The following is a 13,170-nucleotide window of genomic DNA, read 5'->3' on the forward strand; positions in this document are numbered from 1 at the left end:
GCCACCATCTCCCCGAAGTGGCGCGCGCACCCTGGTGGGCCGGGGCGGAAATGGGCGCGGCGGGTGCGTCGTTAGGATGAGGGCGCGACGGACGAGTCGACCGGGCGGTCGCGTCGACGGGCTCCGGCCCGTCGCCGAGGAACGTCCGGACTCCACAGGGCAGGGTGGTTGCTAACGGCAACCCGGGGTGACCCGCGGGACAGTGCCACAGAAAACAGACCGCCGGCCCGTAACGGGACGGTAAGGGTGAAACGGTGGGGTAAGAGCCCACCAGCACCCCGGGTGACCGGGGTGGCTCGGTAAACCCCACCCGGAGCAAGGCCAAGAAAGGGCCGTCACCGCAAGATGACGACCCGCGCAGACGCTTGAGGGCTGCCCGCCCGATGTCTGCGGGTAGGCCGCTGGAGCCTGCCGGCAACGGCAGGCCGAGATGGATGGCCGCCGCCGGTGCGCCTTCGGGCGTACCGGGCACAGAATCCGGCGTACAGGTCGACTCGTCCGTCGCCCACCAGCTCAGAGCCGTGATCATGGCTCTCTGGTTCTATGTTCGGGCACAGATGCCATAACGCTCAGAAGACAGCCATCGCGCTCCACCCACCGACGTCATCCACGCCGCCTGGAACGCCACAGGTGCCACAACCCTCGGGAGACACCCACGACGTTCCACCGAGCAGTCCCGGGGTTGGACTGGCGCGGCAGCCGGAAGCCCTGACGGACGACCTGGTCGAGCCGCTGGCTTCCGTAGCGGTCTTGGTGGTCCCATTCGTGGATGAAGTGGGACGAGTGCGTGCCTGAGCTGCTGGCGCACCTGGGAGATATGGGCCTGGTCGGGCTGGTCAAGATTGACGGGGAGCGGGAGCGCAAGCCCTGGACCGTGGTGATCTCGGGTCAGCGGCTCGATGGTGCGTCGATCAGGGTTGACGGCCACAGCCTCGACTACTGCCTGAAGCATGCGGTCGCCGCGCTTCACGAGCGCTTCCCGGACGAACTCGCGCTGAACTGAGCTCTGGCTGTGGGGCGGTGTCTCAGCGGCTGTCGGCGGCTCACCGCCCAGGCCGGCGAGGCCGAGTTCCTGCTGTCCCAAGGGGCGCCACAGCGCTGTCGTTACGTCGCTACTCACGTCGCCCCCGCTGCCGTGGTCGGTCGTGATATCGGACAGTACCGCCTGTTCAGCTTGAGGTGTGCGGATGACCGCGCCGACCCTGCTCGGCCTCGCATGGCGCTACCTTGTTCGGTGGACGTGCTCAAGGAGATCGCCGCCGAGTACGGCGTCTGCGTGCGCCCTCTGCCATACGCCGGACGCATCTCGACACCGGCCTGACCGAGGTCATCGACCTGCCCTGCGGGGCGACCCGGGAAGACAAGTGCGCGCCGTGCGCGAAGAAGAACCGCCGGCTGCGGCAGGCGCAGATTCGGGAGGGCTCAGTCGAACTCCTCGACGTACTCCTCGGTCGGGCCCAGCTCGGGGGCGTCCCGCAGCTCCAGGACGGTGCCCAGCCGGTCGGTCTCCAAGACGACGACCGTGTTCTCACCGGCGTGCAGCAGTGGCGCGGGGCAGTAGAGCGTCACCTGCGGGCCGATGTCCCAGTAGCGGCCGAGCAGGAACCCGTTGACCCAGACCATCCCGTGCACCGAGCCGGGGAGGGCCAGGAAGGTGTCGGCCGGCGTGTCGACGTGCACGGTCGCGACCGCGAAGCCGGCGGCCGTGCGGGCCGGCCCGGCGCCGGTCGCGCGGAACAGGTCGGCCGAGGTCCAGTCGGGCAGCGCGATCGCGGCGCTGGCCCAGCCGTGCACGATGCGGCGGTCCACGAGGACCGGTCCGAGCAGGCCCTTGTGCTGACCGATCAGCGGGCCGTAGTTGATCCGGCCGAGGTTCTCCACCAGGATTTCCAGGCGTACGACAGCGCCGGTGCCGTGGACCCGCAGCGTCGGGTGCGCGGCGTCGGCCACCCCGAGGGGTACGCCGTCGACGAGGACGACTGCCCGGTCGCGTACGTCGTTCAGGACGATCGTGTGCTCGCCGGGTGGGATTCGCGGGTGGGCGGTGTGCAGGACCATCCCGGCGTCCAGGCCGAGTTGCTCGAACGTGGCCGGCCGTGGCCCGGTTGAATCCCGCGCGGGCACGGCGCGCACGCCGGCGATCAGGTCTGCGCGGTGGGTCAACAGCACCCGTGCCGGTGGGAGCAGCGGCATCCGTTCGGGCACCCGGATCGGCCCGGTCGCGCCGAGCGTCGCGCGCATGGCGTGGAACTTGGCGGTCAGGGTGCCGTCCTCGGCGATCGGCGCGTCGGAGTCGTAGCTGGTGACGGTGGGTTGCAGGCGGCCACCGTCGGCGTTGGCACCGGCCCACAGCCCGAAGTTGGTGCCGCCGTGGGCCATGTAGATGCTGACGCTTCCGCCGTCGTCGATGACGGCGGCGAGCGTGTGCACCGCGCTGTCCACGCCGCGCACGTGGTGCCGTTCACCCCAGTGGTCGAACCAGCCGTTCCAGTACTCGGCGACCATGAACGGTTCGTCGGGCCGGCGCTGCGCCAACAGGGCGCGGGCGGCTTCGGGCTTGGAGCCGAGCGTGGCCGCGGCGAGCGTGCCGGGCAGCGTTCCCGCGTCGAGCATCAGCTCGGTCGGGCCGTCCGCGGTGAACAGCAGCTCGGAGATGCCACGGTCGATGAGGGCGGAGCGGTTCCAGCGCAGGTACGCCTCGTCGTCGCCGTAGCTGCCGTACTCGTTCTCGACCTGCACGGCCACGACGGGGCCGCCGGCATGCCCCTGCTGGCGTGCGATGCGGGGGATGAGTTCGTCGAACCACCGTTCGACCGGCTCGGTGAACGCCGGATCGGAGCTGCGCAGGGCGACGTCGCGGGCGGTGAGCCAGGCGGGCAGGCCGCCGTTCGACCACTCGGCGCAGATGTACGGGCCCGGACGCAGGACGACGTCGAGGCCCTCCTCGCCGGCGAGTGCGACGAACGCTTCGACGTCGCGCCATCCGTCGAAGCGGGGCGCCCGGTCTTCGTGCGGCTGGTGGAAGTTCCAGGGCACGTACGTGTCGAGGGTGTTCAGGCCCAGGTCGGCCAGCCGTCGGATCCGGTCGCGCCACAACGCCGGGTGGACCCGGAAGTAGTGCAGGGCGCCGGACAGGACCCGGTGCGGGACGCCGTTGCGGTAGAGCTGACGGTCGCGCCAGCCGAGCGCGGGGGAGGGCCTCGTCGACGGCGCCACCACGCTGCTCCGCCCGGTCGTCTCGATCATGGCCGCAGCCTATGTTACCGATGCCATCCCTAACAATGCCGATAGGATGCGGCGGTAGTGGTTTCCAGGAGGGTGGCACGGATGACCGAGGCGACAATGCGGGGCAAGCAGCCGAGCATGGCGGACGTGGCACGCGCCGCCGGCGTGTCGGCGCAGACGGTCTCGCGTGCTCTCCGCGACTCGCCCAACGTCAACGCCGAGACCCGCCGGCGCGTGCTCGCCGCGGTGGAGCAGTTGCGGTACCGGTACAACGGCGCTCCCCGGCTGCTGTCCTCCGGGCGCAGCTTCACCCTCGGCCTGGTCCTGCTGCAGTCCGGCGGCTACTACTCGCGCTCCGCGGTCACCGCCGGGGTGGAGGCGGCAGCCGGGCAGGCGGGCTACTCGGTGAGCATCGCGACGATCGCCGAGCTGGACCCCGCCATGATGGAGAAATCCCTGCTGAAGCTCTCCGACCAGGGCGTCGACGGGATCATCATCGCGGTGCCGCTGATCTCCGTGACCAAGCGGATGGAGGACATCACCCGGGACATCCCGACGGTGACCGTTGACGGCTCCCGCACCACCGGCGCCCGCGTCCTGGGCATCGACCAGCACGAGGCCGGGCGCCTGGCCACGCAGCATCTGCTCGACCTCGGGCACCGCCAGGTGTGGCACGTGGCCGGGCCGGACGAGTGGATCGAGGCGCGTCAGCGCCGACAGGGCTGGCAGAGCTGCCTGGCCGCCGCCGGGATCGACGCGCCGCCGCCGCTGGAGGGCGACTGGTCGCCCGAGTCCGGGCACCGCCAGGGGCAGATCCTCGCGATGATTCCCGAGGTCACGGCCATCTTCGTGGCCAGCGACGAGATGGCGTTCGGTGTGGTCCGGGCGTTGCGTGAGCGCGGCCGCGCGGTCCCCGGGGACGTGTCCATAGTGAGCGTGGACGACATCGAGCTGGCGGCGTACTGCCATCCGCCGCTGACCACGGTCCGGCAGGACTTCTACCACTCCGGGGCCGCCGCCGTGGCGCTGCTGCTGGGCACCGAGGATGCCGGCGAATCCGCCGCGCAGCCGAGTCTGATCGTCCGGGCCTCGACCGCCGCGCCGCCGTCGCGCTGACCGGCTGATCGGTGCGGCCGTCGACGGATCGTTCTTGACGGCTCATGTTACGGGTGCCACAGTAACAACGCATGGTCGCCGATACGCGGCTCCATGCCATGACTCGTCCACGCCGCTCACTTCCTTGCCGCCGCGCGCGCCGCCTCTGGAGGGCCACCCATGTTGAGAAGACCACTCGTCCTAGCCGTCGCCGCGGCGACAGCGCTCAGCCTGCTGACCGGCTGCTCGGGAGGCGACGACGGCGCCGGTGACAAGAAGACGCTCAAGGTCGCGGCGTTCGAGGGCGGCTACGGCCGGGACATGTACCTGCAGATCGTCGATGCGTACAAGGCGAAGCATCCGGACGTGGACGTGCAGCTGCAGCTCTCGAAGACCCTTGAGGACGAGATCAGCCCCGCCATGAAGGCCGGCAAGTTCCCCGACGTCGTGGTGCTGCCCCAGGGCCGCAAGGCCGCGCTCGCCGAGACGCTGGTCAAGGACAAGGCGCTGGAGGACCTCACCGGCGTCCTGGACATGACCGTGCCGGGCGAGCAGTCGACCGTACGGGCCAAGCTCGCCGACGGGATCGTCGGCAACCTCAGCACCAACCCGTACAACGACGACAAGACCTACCTGATGCCGATGTACTACGCGCCGACCGGCCTGGTCTACAACAAGGGCCTCTTCGCGCAGAAGGGCTGGAAGGTCCCGACCACCTGGGACGAGATGTTCGCGCTCGGCGAGACCGCCAAGGCCGAGGGCATCGCGCTGTTCACCTACCCGACCGCGGGCTATCTCGACTCGTTCTTCTTCGCGTTGCTCGCCGACGTCGGCGGTGAGCAGTTCTACAAGGACGCCATGACCTACTCCGAAGGGGTCTGGAAGACCCCGCAGGCGCGCCAGGTCCTGGACATCACCGCCAAGCTGTTGAGCTACGCGGCGAAGACCACCGTCGGTTACGCGAACGAGCAGGACTTCACCAAGAACCAGCAGTCCCTCCTGGACAACAAGACGCTGTTCATGCCGAACGGCACCTGGGTCGTCGGCGAGATGAAGGACGCGCCCCGCGCAAAGGGCTTCGAGTGGGCGATGGCCCCGCTGCCGGCGGTCACCGCCGGTGGCAAGCGTTACCTGACCACGATCGTCGAGTCGGTCTGGGTTCCCAGCGGAGCCAAGAACAAGGAGGTCGCGAAGGACTTCGTCGCGTACCTCTACTCCGACGAGGCCGCCGCCGTCTTCGCCAAGGCCAACGCGATCCAGCCGGTCAAGGGCATCGCCAAGACGGTCTCCGCCGAGATCGCCCCGTTCTACCAGCTCTACGAGGACCCGAACATCTCCGCCCTGGTCGGCGGCTTCGCCAGCACCCCGCCGGTCGAGGGCGTGGACATCAAGGGCACGCTCTTCGACACCGCGAACAGCATCATCAGCGGCGACAAGACGGTGGAGCAGTGGCAGGCCGCGCTGAACGACGCCAGCGAGAAGCTGCGGCAGGCGGGCAAGTGACGTCCCGGCGGCAGCCCGGGAACGGGCTGCCGCCGATCCCTTTTCCCGCGAGAGCCAAGGACTGGTCACGGTGACGACGACCCTCACTCCACCACCCACGGGCGCCGGCAAGAAAACGGCCGGCCGACCCCCGGCGCCGGTACGCGGTCCTGCCGGGCGGGGCCGGCGCGGCGACGGCCGGTTCGTCGCCGTGTGCATGCTCCCGGCGTTGGCGTTGTTCGCGCTGTTCATGGTCTGGCCCACGGTGAGCGTGTTCCGGATGTCGCTCTACACGTGGAGCGGCTTCTCCTCGCAGATGCGCTTCGTCGGCCTGGACAACTTCGCCAAGCTCCTCGACGACGAGCAGTTCCTGCGCGCGTTCCAGAACACTGTCACGCTGCTCGTGGTCGTGACGGTGGCGACGCTGGGAATGGGGCTGTTCCTCGCGGCCGTCATGACCCGCCAGAAGCTGCGCGGCCACACCTTCTACCGATTCGTGCTCTACATCCCCAACGTGCTCTCGGTGGTGGTCATCGCGGCCATCTTCTCGGCCGTCTACGACCAGGAGAACGGCCTCCTCAACGGCACGCTCCGGCTGCTCTCGCTGGACGGACTCCAGCAGGTGTGGCTGGGCGACCAGAAGCTGGTGATCTACTCGATCGCGATCGCCATGCTGTGGCAGTCCCTGGGCTACTACATGGTCATCTACATGTCCAGCATGGCCGGCATCCCGGAGGAGCTGTACGAGGCGTCCGCGCTCGACGGTGCCTCCGCCGGCCGGCAGTTCTTCTCCGTCACGCTGCCGCTGATCTGGCAGAACCTGCGCACGACGCTCACCTTCTTCATCCTCAGCGCGGTCAACCTCAGCTTCGTGCTCGTACGCGCGATGACCGGCGGTGGTCCGGACGGCGCATCCGAGGTGCTGCTCAGCTACATGTACAAGCAGGCATACACGAACTCGTCGTACGGCTACGGCATGGCCATCGGCGTGGTCATCTTCGCCTTCTCGTTCCTCGTGTCGCTCCTGGTGAGCCGCGCGACCCGGCGTGAGCCGCTCCAGTTCTAGAGGACAACCCATGACCACGATCAACAAGTCCGGGCCGCGAACCGGCCGCGGCCTCACCCACCTGCTCGTCGGTGCGATCACTCTGCTCATCGTGATCCCGGTCGGCTGGGTGCTGGTGGCCTCGCTCAAGGGCAGGAGCGAGTTCTTCGGCAGCCCGTGGACCCTGCCCGAGGGCCTGCACCTGCAGAACTACGTCGACGCGTTCGGCGCCGCGCAGATGGGCCGGTACTTCGCCACGTCCGTGCTTGTCACCCTGCTCGGCCTGGTGCTCGTGCTGGCCGTCTCGGTGCCGGCGGCGTACGCCGTGGCCCGGTATGAGTTCCGTGGCAAGAGCGTCGTCGAGGTGGCGCTGCTGGCCGGGCTGTTCGTCAACGTCAACTACATCGTGGTGCCGATCTTCCTGATGCTCGTCGACTGGGACCGGTCGCTCGTCGACGTGTTCCCCGACGGGTTCTTCCTCGACAACCCGGCGGTCCTGTCGCTGGTGTACGCGGCCACCTCGATCCCGTTCACGATCTACCTGCTGAGCGCGTACTTCCGGTCGATCCCGGGGGACTTCGAGGAAGCGGCGCTGCTGGACGGCGCGTCCCGGTTCCGGATCATGACGCGGGTGATGCTGCCGATGGCCCGCCCGGCGGTCACCACCGTGATCCTGTTCAACTTCCTGGCGTACTGGAACGACTTCATCATCGCGCTGACGCTGCTGCCCGGCGAGGGCAAGACGCTGCAGGTCGGCCTGCTCAACCTGATGGCCGCGCAGAAGGCGGCGGCCGACCCCGGCCGGCTCTACGCCGGCATGGTCATCGTCATCGTGCCGGTGCTGCTCCTGTACGCGCTGATCCAGCGCCGCCTGATCGAGGGCATGGCCGCCGGTGGCGTCAAGGGCTGAGGCCCGAGAGAGGGATGTCATGAAGGAATCGACGCGTGCCGCCGCGCTCGTCACCGCACGGCTGCTCATCGCGCTCGCCTGCGTCGTCACCGTGGTGGTGGCCCGGCCCACTGTCGGGTGGGGCAGCCTCGCGGTGATGCTCGTGGCGCTCGCCGTCCTGATCGGGCTGCTCGCCGACTACAACCGCAAGTTCCGGTGACCACCCCGGCGCGGCGGACACGTGGCCCACCGAAGGCCCGTCGTCGCCCGGCCGCCCGTCCCGGCGGTACGGACAGCGCAGTTCCACGGCATCGCCGATGCCGATCATCTCCCCCCATGTCGAAGGTCCAGGCAACCCCCACGCCACAGGTTAGGACGCTCGATGCGCCTGTTCAGATCCTCGTTGGTGACTCTGACCCTGCTCGCCACCTCGGTGCTGGTCGCCGCGCCCCCCGCCGCGGCCGCCGCGGCGAACTACTACGTCGACTGCTCCGCTGCCGCCTCGGGCAGCGGCACCCAGGCCAGTCCCTGGAACAGCTTCGCGCCCGTCAACGCCAAGACGTTCGCCGCCGGCGACCAGATCCTGATCCGGCGCGGCACGACCTGCGCCAACCAGCAGCTCTTCCCCAAGGGTTCCGGCGCAGCCGGCGCACCGATCGTCATCGACGCGTACGGCAGCGGCGCCAAGCCGGTGCTGGCCGGCAACGGCGCCGTCGTCGACGTGGTGCGGCTCTACAACCAGCAGTACTGGGAGATCCGCAACCTGGACATCTCCAACAAGGGCTCGGCCGCCGCCACCCGCCGCGGCGTGCACATCGTCCGGGAGAACTCCGGCACCGGAACCTACTACCGGGTGACCGGGCTCAGCGTCCACGACGTCAACGGCAACCAGACCAAGAAGGACGACGACGCCAGCGCCGGCATCTTCTTCGAGGTCCTCGGCTACACCACGCAGACGAAGTTCGACGACGTGCTGATCAGCAACAACACGATCACCACGGTCGACCGCTACGGCATCCACTTCTGGACCCGGTGGATGGTCCGGCCCGAACTGGCGAACCCGAACTGCGGCTCCACCTGCGGCACCTGGCTCCCGCAGACCCGGGTCGTGGTACGCGGCAACACCGTCACCGACATCGGCGGCGACGCCATCGTCGTGCACCACACGCAGAGCGCCCTGGTGGAGAACAACCGGGTGGACGGCTTCCGGGTCCGCGAGCCCGCCCAGTGCGCCGCCGGCATCTGGGGCTGGAACATCAACGACGCGCTGTTCCAGTTCAACGAGGTAAGCGGCGGCCGGAGCACCTGCGACGGTCAGGGCTTCGACCTGGACGAGGGCAACATCCGCACCATCTACCAGTACAACTACAGCCACGACAACGAGGGCGGCTTCATCCTGCTCTGCAACGGTGGGGGTTCGACCACCAAGGACAACATCGTGCGCTACAACATCAGCCAGAACGACCGTGGCCAGATCTTCGACCTCGTCTGCGGCAAGATCACCAACACGAAGATCTACAACAACGTCTTCTACGTCGGCCAGGCGGCCCAGATCGTCAACAACAGCAACGGCTCGACGGGTGCCAACGCCGAGTTCTACAACAACATCTTCTACGTGACCACGACCCAGGCCAGCTACAACGCCGGGGCGCTGCTGTTCGACTCCAACGTGTTCTACGGTCAGCACCCGGCCGGCGAGCCCACCGACCCGAACAAGAGCACCGCCGACCCGCTGTTCGTCGCGCCGGGCACCGCCACGTCGATCGGTGACGCCGGTGGCTACCGGCTCCGCGCCGGGTCTCCGGCGCTGGCCAGCGGCCAGGTCATGACCAACCCGGGCAGCCGCGACTACTTCGGCGGCGCCGTCACGGCGGGCTGCCGTCCCGACCGGGGCGCGCACCAGCTGAGCACCGTCTGCGTGCCCAGCGCCGGCGTCATCCCCCGCACCGGCTGGTCGCTGAAGTACGTGGACAGCCAGGAGACCACTGCCGAGAACGGCGCCGCCACCAACGCCTTCGACGGCAACCTCAGCACCATCTGGCACACGAAGTACACCGACGGCAACGCCCCGATGCCCCACGAGATCCAGATCAATCTCGGTGCCGGCTACGCCGTCTCCGGAATCCGTTACCTGCCCCGGCAGGACAGCGGCTCCGGTGCGGCCAACGGACGCATCGGCCAGTACGAGGTCTACGTCAGCACCGACGGCGTCAACTGGGGGACGGCCGTGGCCACCGGCACGTTCGCCAACAACGCCAGCCAGAAGGAGGTCCGGTTCACCGCCAAGACCGGGCAGTACCTGCGGCTACGCGCCCTGAGTGAGGTCAACGGCAACCCGTGGACCACCGCCGCGGAGATCTACGCCCTCAACTGATCGCGTACGCCTGGGGGAGCCGCCGGTGCACGCCGGGGCTCCCCCTCGGCGCGGCCGGCGGGCCCATCGAGGACTGGAACCGGCTCACTCCTCCCGCAGTGGCGGGGGAAGCGGCGCCACGCCCCTCAGTGCCGTCTCGGCCAGTTCGGCGCGTTCCGGATGGAGGGGGTCGCCGCGAAGCGGGTGGCCGGGCACGTTGATGCACCGCTGGCCCGCCACCACCTCGCAGACCGCCGCGGCTCTCGGCTGGTCGATGTCGATACGCACGATCCGGAATACCCGCCCCCGGCGGGGTGGAACCTCTCCGTCCGGACCTTGCGATGATCCGGTGATGACCTCTTACGTGTCCCACACCACCGTGGACTGCGCCGACGCCTACGCCCTGTCCCGCTGGTGGGCAGACGTCCTCGACTACCGGGAGGATCCGGACGATCCGAACGAGCCGGGCCACGAGGAGTGCATGATCTACTCGCGGGACGGGCGGCACCGTCTGCTGTTCATCGAGGTGCCGGACGCCAAGCAGGTCAAGAACCGGATCCACCTGGACCTGCGCCCGGTCGAGGGGACGCGGGACGAGGAGTTGGCCCGGCTGACCGGGCTTGGCGCGGCAGTGGTGGCCGACCGGCGGGAGACCGACGGGACCGGCTGGGTGGTGCTCGCCGACCCGGAGGGCAACGAGTTCTGCATCCTCCGCAGCGACGCCGAGGTGGCCGCCGGCCGATCGTGACAGGTCCGACCCAGGTTCAGCGATCTTGGAGTTGTGGCACCTCTCGAACTTCGCGGATGGGGCGTTCTGGGCACCACCGCTCAGGGGCCGACGAGCGCGGGCGGCGAGGGCGGGGTGGGGTGCGAGGACCGGTGTGGCACGCTGCGGTGGTGATCGAGCTTACGGACATCCAGGCGGCCGCCGACCGGATCGCCGACGTCGTCGTGCACACCCCGACCGTGCCCAGCCCGGGACTGACCGAGCTGCTCGGCGTACCGGTCACCGCCAAGCTGGAGCTGCTGCAACGTACCGGCTCGTTCAAGGCCCGGGGTGCGGCGGCCAAGTTGCTCGCGCTGGACGACGCGGAGCGGGCGGCCGGGGTGGTGGCGGTCAGCGGCGGCAACCACGGCATCGCGGTCGCGGTGATGGCGGGCGCCCTGGGGGTGGCGGCGACCGTGGTGATGCCGCGCAGCGCGCCCGCCCGTGCGGTCGAGGTGGCGCGCGCGGCCGGGGCGGACGTCCGCCTGACCGAGGACATGGCCGGCGCGTTCGCGCTGATGAACCGGCTGCGGGACGAGGGCGTGACGCTGCTGCACCCGTTCGACGACCCGATTGTGCTCGCCGGGCAGGGCACTGTCGGGCTGGAGTTCGCCGACGACGCCGGTGAGCTGACCGACGTGCTGGTCAGCATCGGCGGGGGCGCGCTGATCTCGGGTGTGGCGGCGGCGCTGCGGGCGCGCCGGCCGGGGGTACGCGTCTGGGGCGTGGAGACCGAGGGCGCGCAGGCGATGTCGCAGGCGCTCGCGAAGGGCGGCCCGGTCGAGGTGCCGTTGTCGTCGATCGTCACCACGCTCAGCGCGCCGAGCGTCTCGCAGCTCACCTACGATCATGTGACCGCGCTGGTCAACGACGTCCTCGTGGTCTCCGACGCCGAGGCGGTGCGGGGCACGCTGGAACTGGCCGAGCGCGCCAAGGTGTGGGCCGAGCCGGCCGCCGGGTGCCTGCTGCCGGCCGCCCGCCGGGTGGTCGAGCGGGTCGGCGGCGACGCCCGGATCGGCCTGGTGGTCTGCGGCGGCAACGCCACGGTGGCCGACGTGACCGCGTGGGCCGGCCGCTTCGGCGTCTGACCCGCCGCCCAACGCCGCGCCGAGCCTGCGACCGCGCCCGGCGGACCACCGCGCAGAGCGCGCCACCGCCGCGCGACAACAGCGAAAACCCCGGGGTACGCCGGCCGCCTCCGGTCCGGACGGGTGGGACCGGGACGACCGGCGTACGTCAGGACGTGGCCGGAGCGGCGCCGTCGAGCAGTTCGGCGAGCCGGGCCGCTGCGGTCGGGGCGTGCAGGTGCAGCCGCGCCACGTTGATGCTGTCCGTGCCGATCACGGCGAGCAGCGCCTGCCCGTTGATCGCGTACACGCTGAGGTAGCCGCCCGCGTTGCGCACGGTGGACTGCTGGAAGTCGCCCTGCCCGAGCCGCGACCCGACCTGGCGGCCGAGCCCGTACATGGTGGCGGCGAGCGCGGCCAGGTCGTCCGGGTCGGCGCCATTCTGCAGGTTGTGCGTGACGAGCAGGCCGTCGACGCCGCCGAGGACGCAGCCGTGCACGCCGGGGATCTGCAACCGCAGCGCGGAGAGTTCCTGGCTGATGGCCGGGTACGGCAGCGCCGGGTTGCCGGCCAGCGACTGCGGGAGCTCCCGTGGCGGCGGCAGGGTGCCGGCCTGCGCGCGCGTACGGCGGGGGAGGTCGTCCACCCGGCTCACAGTTCCAGGCTCTCCTCGATCATGCGCAGTTGGTGCCGCGCCATCGCGAGGTTGGCCCGGCTCTTGCTCACCATCAGGTAGAGGAACAGGCCCTTGCCGGTGCGGTTGCTCAGCGGACGGATCAGGTGGTACTGGCTGCCGAGCGTGATCAGGATGTCCTCGATCTCGTCGTCGAGCTTGAGCATCTCGATGGTGCGCAGCTTGGCGCGTACGACGTCGGTGTTGCCGGCGGCGGCGACCGTCAGGTCGATCTCGCCGGTGCCCCCGGCGACGCCGAGGGTCATGCCACTTGTGTAGTCGACGAGCGCGGCCCCGATCGCGCCGTCGATGTTCATCGCGTTCTTCAGCGCGATGTCAAGGTTGCCCACGATTTTCTCTCCCCAGCTCGGGCCGCTGTCCGCCGGAGCGGGCGGCAGCGGATTCGGTCCGTCGAGGCTCGCATATGGAGTCCCGGCCTGCATCCGGACCGCTGGTGATCCACCTGAGCGGTCCCTGCCGGACCGGCCGCCGGTCCCGGCAAAGGGACCACGGCGTCCCATTGCCGATCACCGTTTGTCCTGCTACGACAGTGCGCCACCCTATGTAGAGTTCCG

The 13,170-nt window shown here is 69.7% G+C and carries 13 protein-coding genes, 1 other RNA gene and 1 pseudogene; 11 read left to right on the forward strand and 4 right to left on the reverse strand.

What is annotated here, in order from left to right:
• The first annotated feature begins 92 nt into the window (after positions 1 to 92).
• The 3 genes and pseudogenes from rnpB to Q3W68_RS23680 all read left to right on the forward strand — a co-directional run.
• Positions 93 to 501, forward strand: an RNA gene (rnpB, locus tag Q3W68_RS23670) — RNase P RNA component class A.
• A gap of 286 nt (positions 502 to 787) precedes the next feature.
• Entirely contained in the window at positions 788 to 1,003 is a 216-nt protein-coding gene (locus tag Q3W68_RS23675; RefSeq protein ID WP_302907559.1) for a hypothetical protein, read from the forward strand.
• A gap of 213 nt (positions 1,004 to 1,216) precedes the next feature.
• Positions 1,217 to 1,422: pseudogene (locus tag Q3W68_RS23680) on the forward strand (replication initiator); the annotation flags it as partial.
• Here the strand turns inward: Q3W68_RS23680 and Q3W68_RS23685 are convergent.
• Complete coding sequence (locus Q3W68_RS23685; RefSeq protein WP_302907560.1) at positions 1,423 to 3,246, reverse strand: glycoside hydrolase family 35 protein; 1,824 nt, start codon at positions 3,244 to 3,246, stop codon at positions 1,423 to 1,425.
• An 81-nt stretch (positions 3,247 to 3,327) separates the two neighbouring features.
• On the opposite strand from Q3W68_RS23685, the gene Q3W68_RS23690 reads away from it, so the two are divergent.
• The 6 genes from Q3W68_RS23690 (at position 3,328) to Q3W68_RS23715 (ending at position 10,110) form a co-directional block, all read left to right on the forward strand.
• Entirely contained in the window at positions 3,328 to 4,341 is a 1,014-nt protein-coding gene (locus Q3W68_RS23690) for a LacI family DNA-binding transcriptional regulator (RefSeq protein WP_302907561.1), read from the forward strand.
• A 159-nt stretch (positions 4,342 to 4,500) separates the two neighbouring features.
• A complete protein-coding gene (locus tag Q3W68_RS23695; protein WP_302907562.1) occupies positions 4,501 to 5,823 on the forward strand; it encodes a carbohydrate ABC transporter substrate-binding protein in 1,323 nt (440 codons plus the stop codon).
• 70 nt (positions 5,824 to 5,893) lie between these two features.
• Entirely contained in the window at positions 5,894 to 6,868 is a 975-nt protein-coding gene (locus tag Q3W68_RS23700; protein WP_302907563.1) for a carbohydrate ABC transporter permease, read from the forward strand.
• Between the two features lie 10 nt (positions 6,869 to 6,878).
• Entirely contained in the window at positions 6,879 to 7,757 is an 879-nt protein-coding gene (locus Q3W68_RS23705) for a carbohydrate ABC transporter permease (protein ID WP_302907564.1), read from the forward strand.
• A gap of 19 nt (positions 7,758 to 7,776) precedes the next feature.
• Positions 7,777 to 7,956 (forward strand): hypothetical protein, encoded by a 180-nt coding sequence (locus Q3W68_RS23710; protein WP_302907565.1) that lies wholly within the window; start codon positions 7,777 to 7,779, stop codon positions 7,954 to 7,956.
• Between the two features lie 162 nt (positions 7,957 to 8,118).
• A complete protein-coding gene (locus Q3W68_RS23715; RefSeq protein ID WP_302907566.1) occupies positions 8,119 to 10,110 on the forward strand; it encodes a discoidin domain-containing protein in 1,992 nt (663 codons plus the stop codon).
• Positions 10,111 to 10,194: 84 nt separating this feature from the next.
• Here Q3W68_RS23715 and Q3W68_RS23720 read toward each other — a convergent pair whose 3' ends face one another.
• Positions 10,195 to 10,377 carry a hypothetical protein gene (locus tag Q3W68_RS23720; protein ID WP_302907567.1) on the reverse strand — a complete coding sequence of 61 codons (183 nt, stop codon included), beginning with the start codon at positions 10,375 to 10,377 and terminating at the stop codon, positions 10,195 to 10,197.
• Between the two features lie 64 nt (positions 10,378 to 10,441).
• Here Q3W68_RS23720 and Q3W68_RS23725 point away from each other — a divergent pair, with 64 nt between their 5' ends.
• Positions 10,442 to 10,837 carry a VOC family protein gene (locus tag Q3W68_RS23725; RefSeq protein ID WP_302907568.1) on the forward strand — a complete coding sequence of 132 codons (396 nt, stop codon included), beginning with the start codon at positions 10,442 to 10,444 and terminating at the stop codon, positions 10,835 to 10,837.
• A 149-nt stretch (positions 10,838 to 10,986) separates the two neighbouring features.
• On the forward strand, positions 10,987 to 11,943 hold the full coding sequence (locus tag Q3W68_RS23730) for a threonine/serine dehydratase (protein ID WP_302907569.1): 957 nt from the start codon (positions 10,987 to 10,989) through the stop codon (positions 11,941 to 11,943).
• 148 nt (positions 11,944 to 12,091) lie between these two features.
• Here Q3W68_RS23730 and Q3W68_RS23735 read toward each other — a convergent pair whose 3' ends face one another.
• Positions 12,092 to 12,577 carry a roadblock/LC7 domain-containing protein gene (locus tag Q3W68_RS23735; RefSeq protein ID WP_302907570.1) on the reverse strand — a complete coding sequence of 162 codons (486 nt, stop codon included), beginning with the start codon at positions 12,575 to 12,577 and terminating at the stop codon, positions 12,092 to 12,094.
• The gene (locus Q3W68_RS23740) at positions 12,574 to 12,945 is read right to left on the reverse strand and encodes a hypothetical protein (RefSeq protein ID WP_030504201.1); all 372 of its coding nucleotides are present in this window, start codon (positions 12,943 to 12,945) and stop codon (positions 12,574 to 12,576) included. Before Q3W68_RS23740 ends, Q3W68_RS23735 begins: the two co-directional genes overlap by 4 nt.
• Positions 12,946 to 13,170: the final 225 nt, after the last annotated feature.

The sequence above is a fragment of the Micromonospora sp. C28ISP2-4 genome (genome assembly GCF_030519385.1).
In the GTDB taxonomy this organism is placed as follows: domain Bacteria; phylum Actinomycetota; class Actinomycetes; order Mycobacteriales; family Micromonosporaceae; genus Micromonospora; species Micromonospora tulbaghiae.

What these genes read in the sequence shown, in the direction of transcription:
- Q3W68_RS23685 (WP_302907560.1), bottom strand. Translation starts at nt 3,246, where the DNA reads ATGATCGAGACGACCGGGCGGAGCAGCGTGGTGGCGCCGTCGACGAGG.
- Q3W68_RS23690 (WP_302907561.1), top strand. Translation starts at nt 3,328, where the DNA reads ATGACCGAGGCGACAATGCGGGGCAAGCAGCCGAGCATGGCGGACGTG.
- Q3W68_RS23695 (WP_302907562.1), top strand. Translation starts at nt 4,501, where the DNA reads ATGTTGAGAAGACCACTCGTCCTAGCCGTCGCCGCGGCGACAGCGCTC.
- Q3W68_RS23705 (WP_302907564.1), top strand. Translation starts at nt 6,879, where the DNA reads ATGACCACGATCAACAAGTCCGGGCCGCGAACCGGCCGCGGCCTCACC.
- Q3W68_RS23710 (WP_302907565.1), top strand. Translation starts at nt 7,777, where the DNA reads ATGAAGGAATCGACGCGTGCCGCCGCGCTCGTCACCGCACGGCTGCTC.
- Q3W68_RS23715 (WP_302907566.1), top strand. Translation starts at nt 8,119, where the DNA reads ATGCGCCTGTTCAGATCCTCGTTGGTGACTCTGACCCTGCTCGCCACC.
- Q3W68_RS23725 (WP_302907568.1), top strand. Translation starts at nt 10,442, where the DNA reads ATGACCTCTTACGTGTCCCACACCACCGTGGACTGCGCCGACGCCTAC.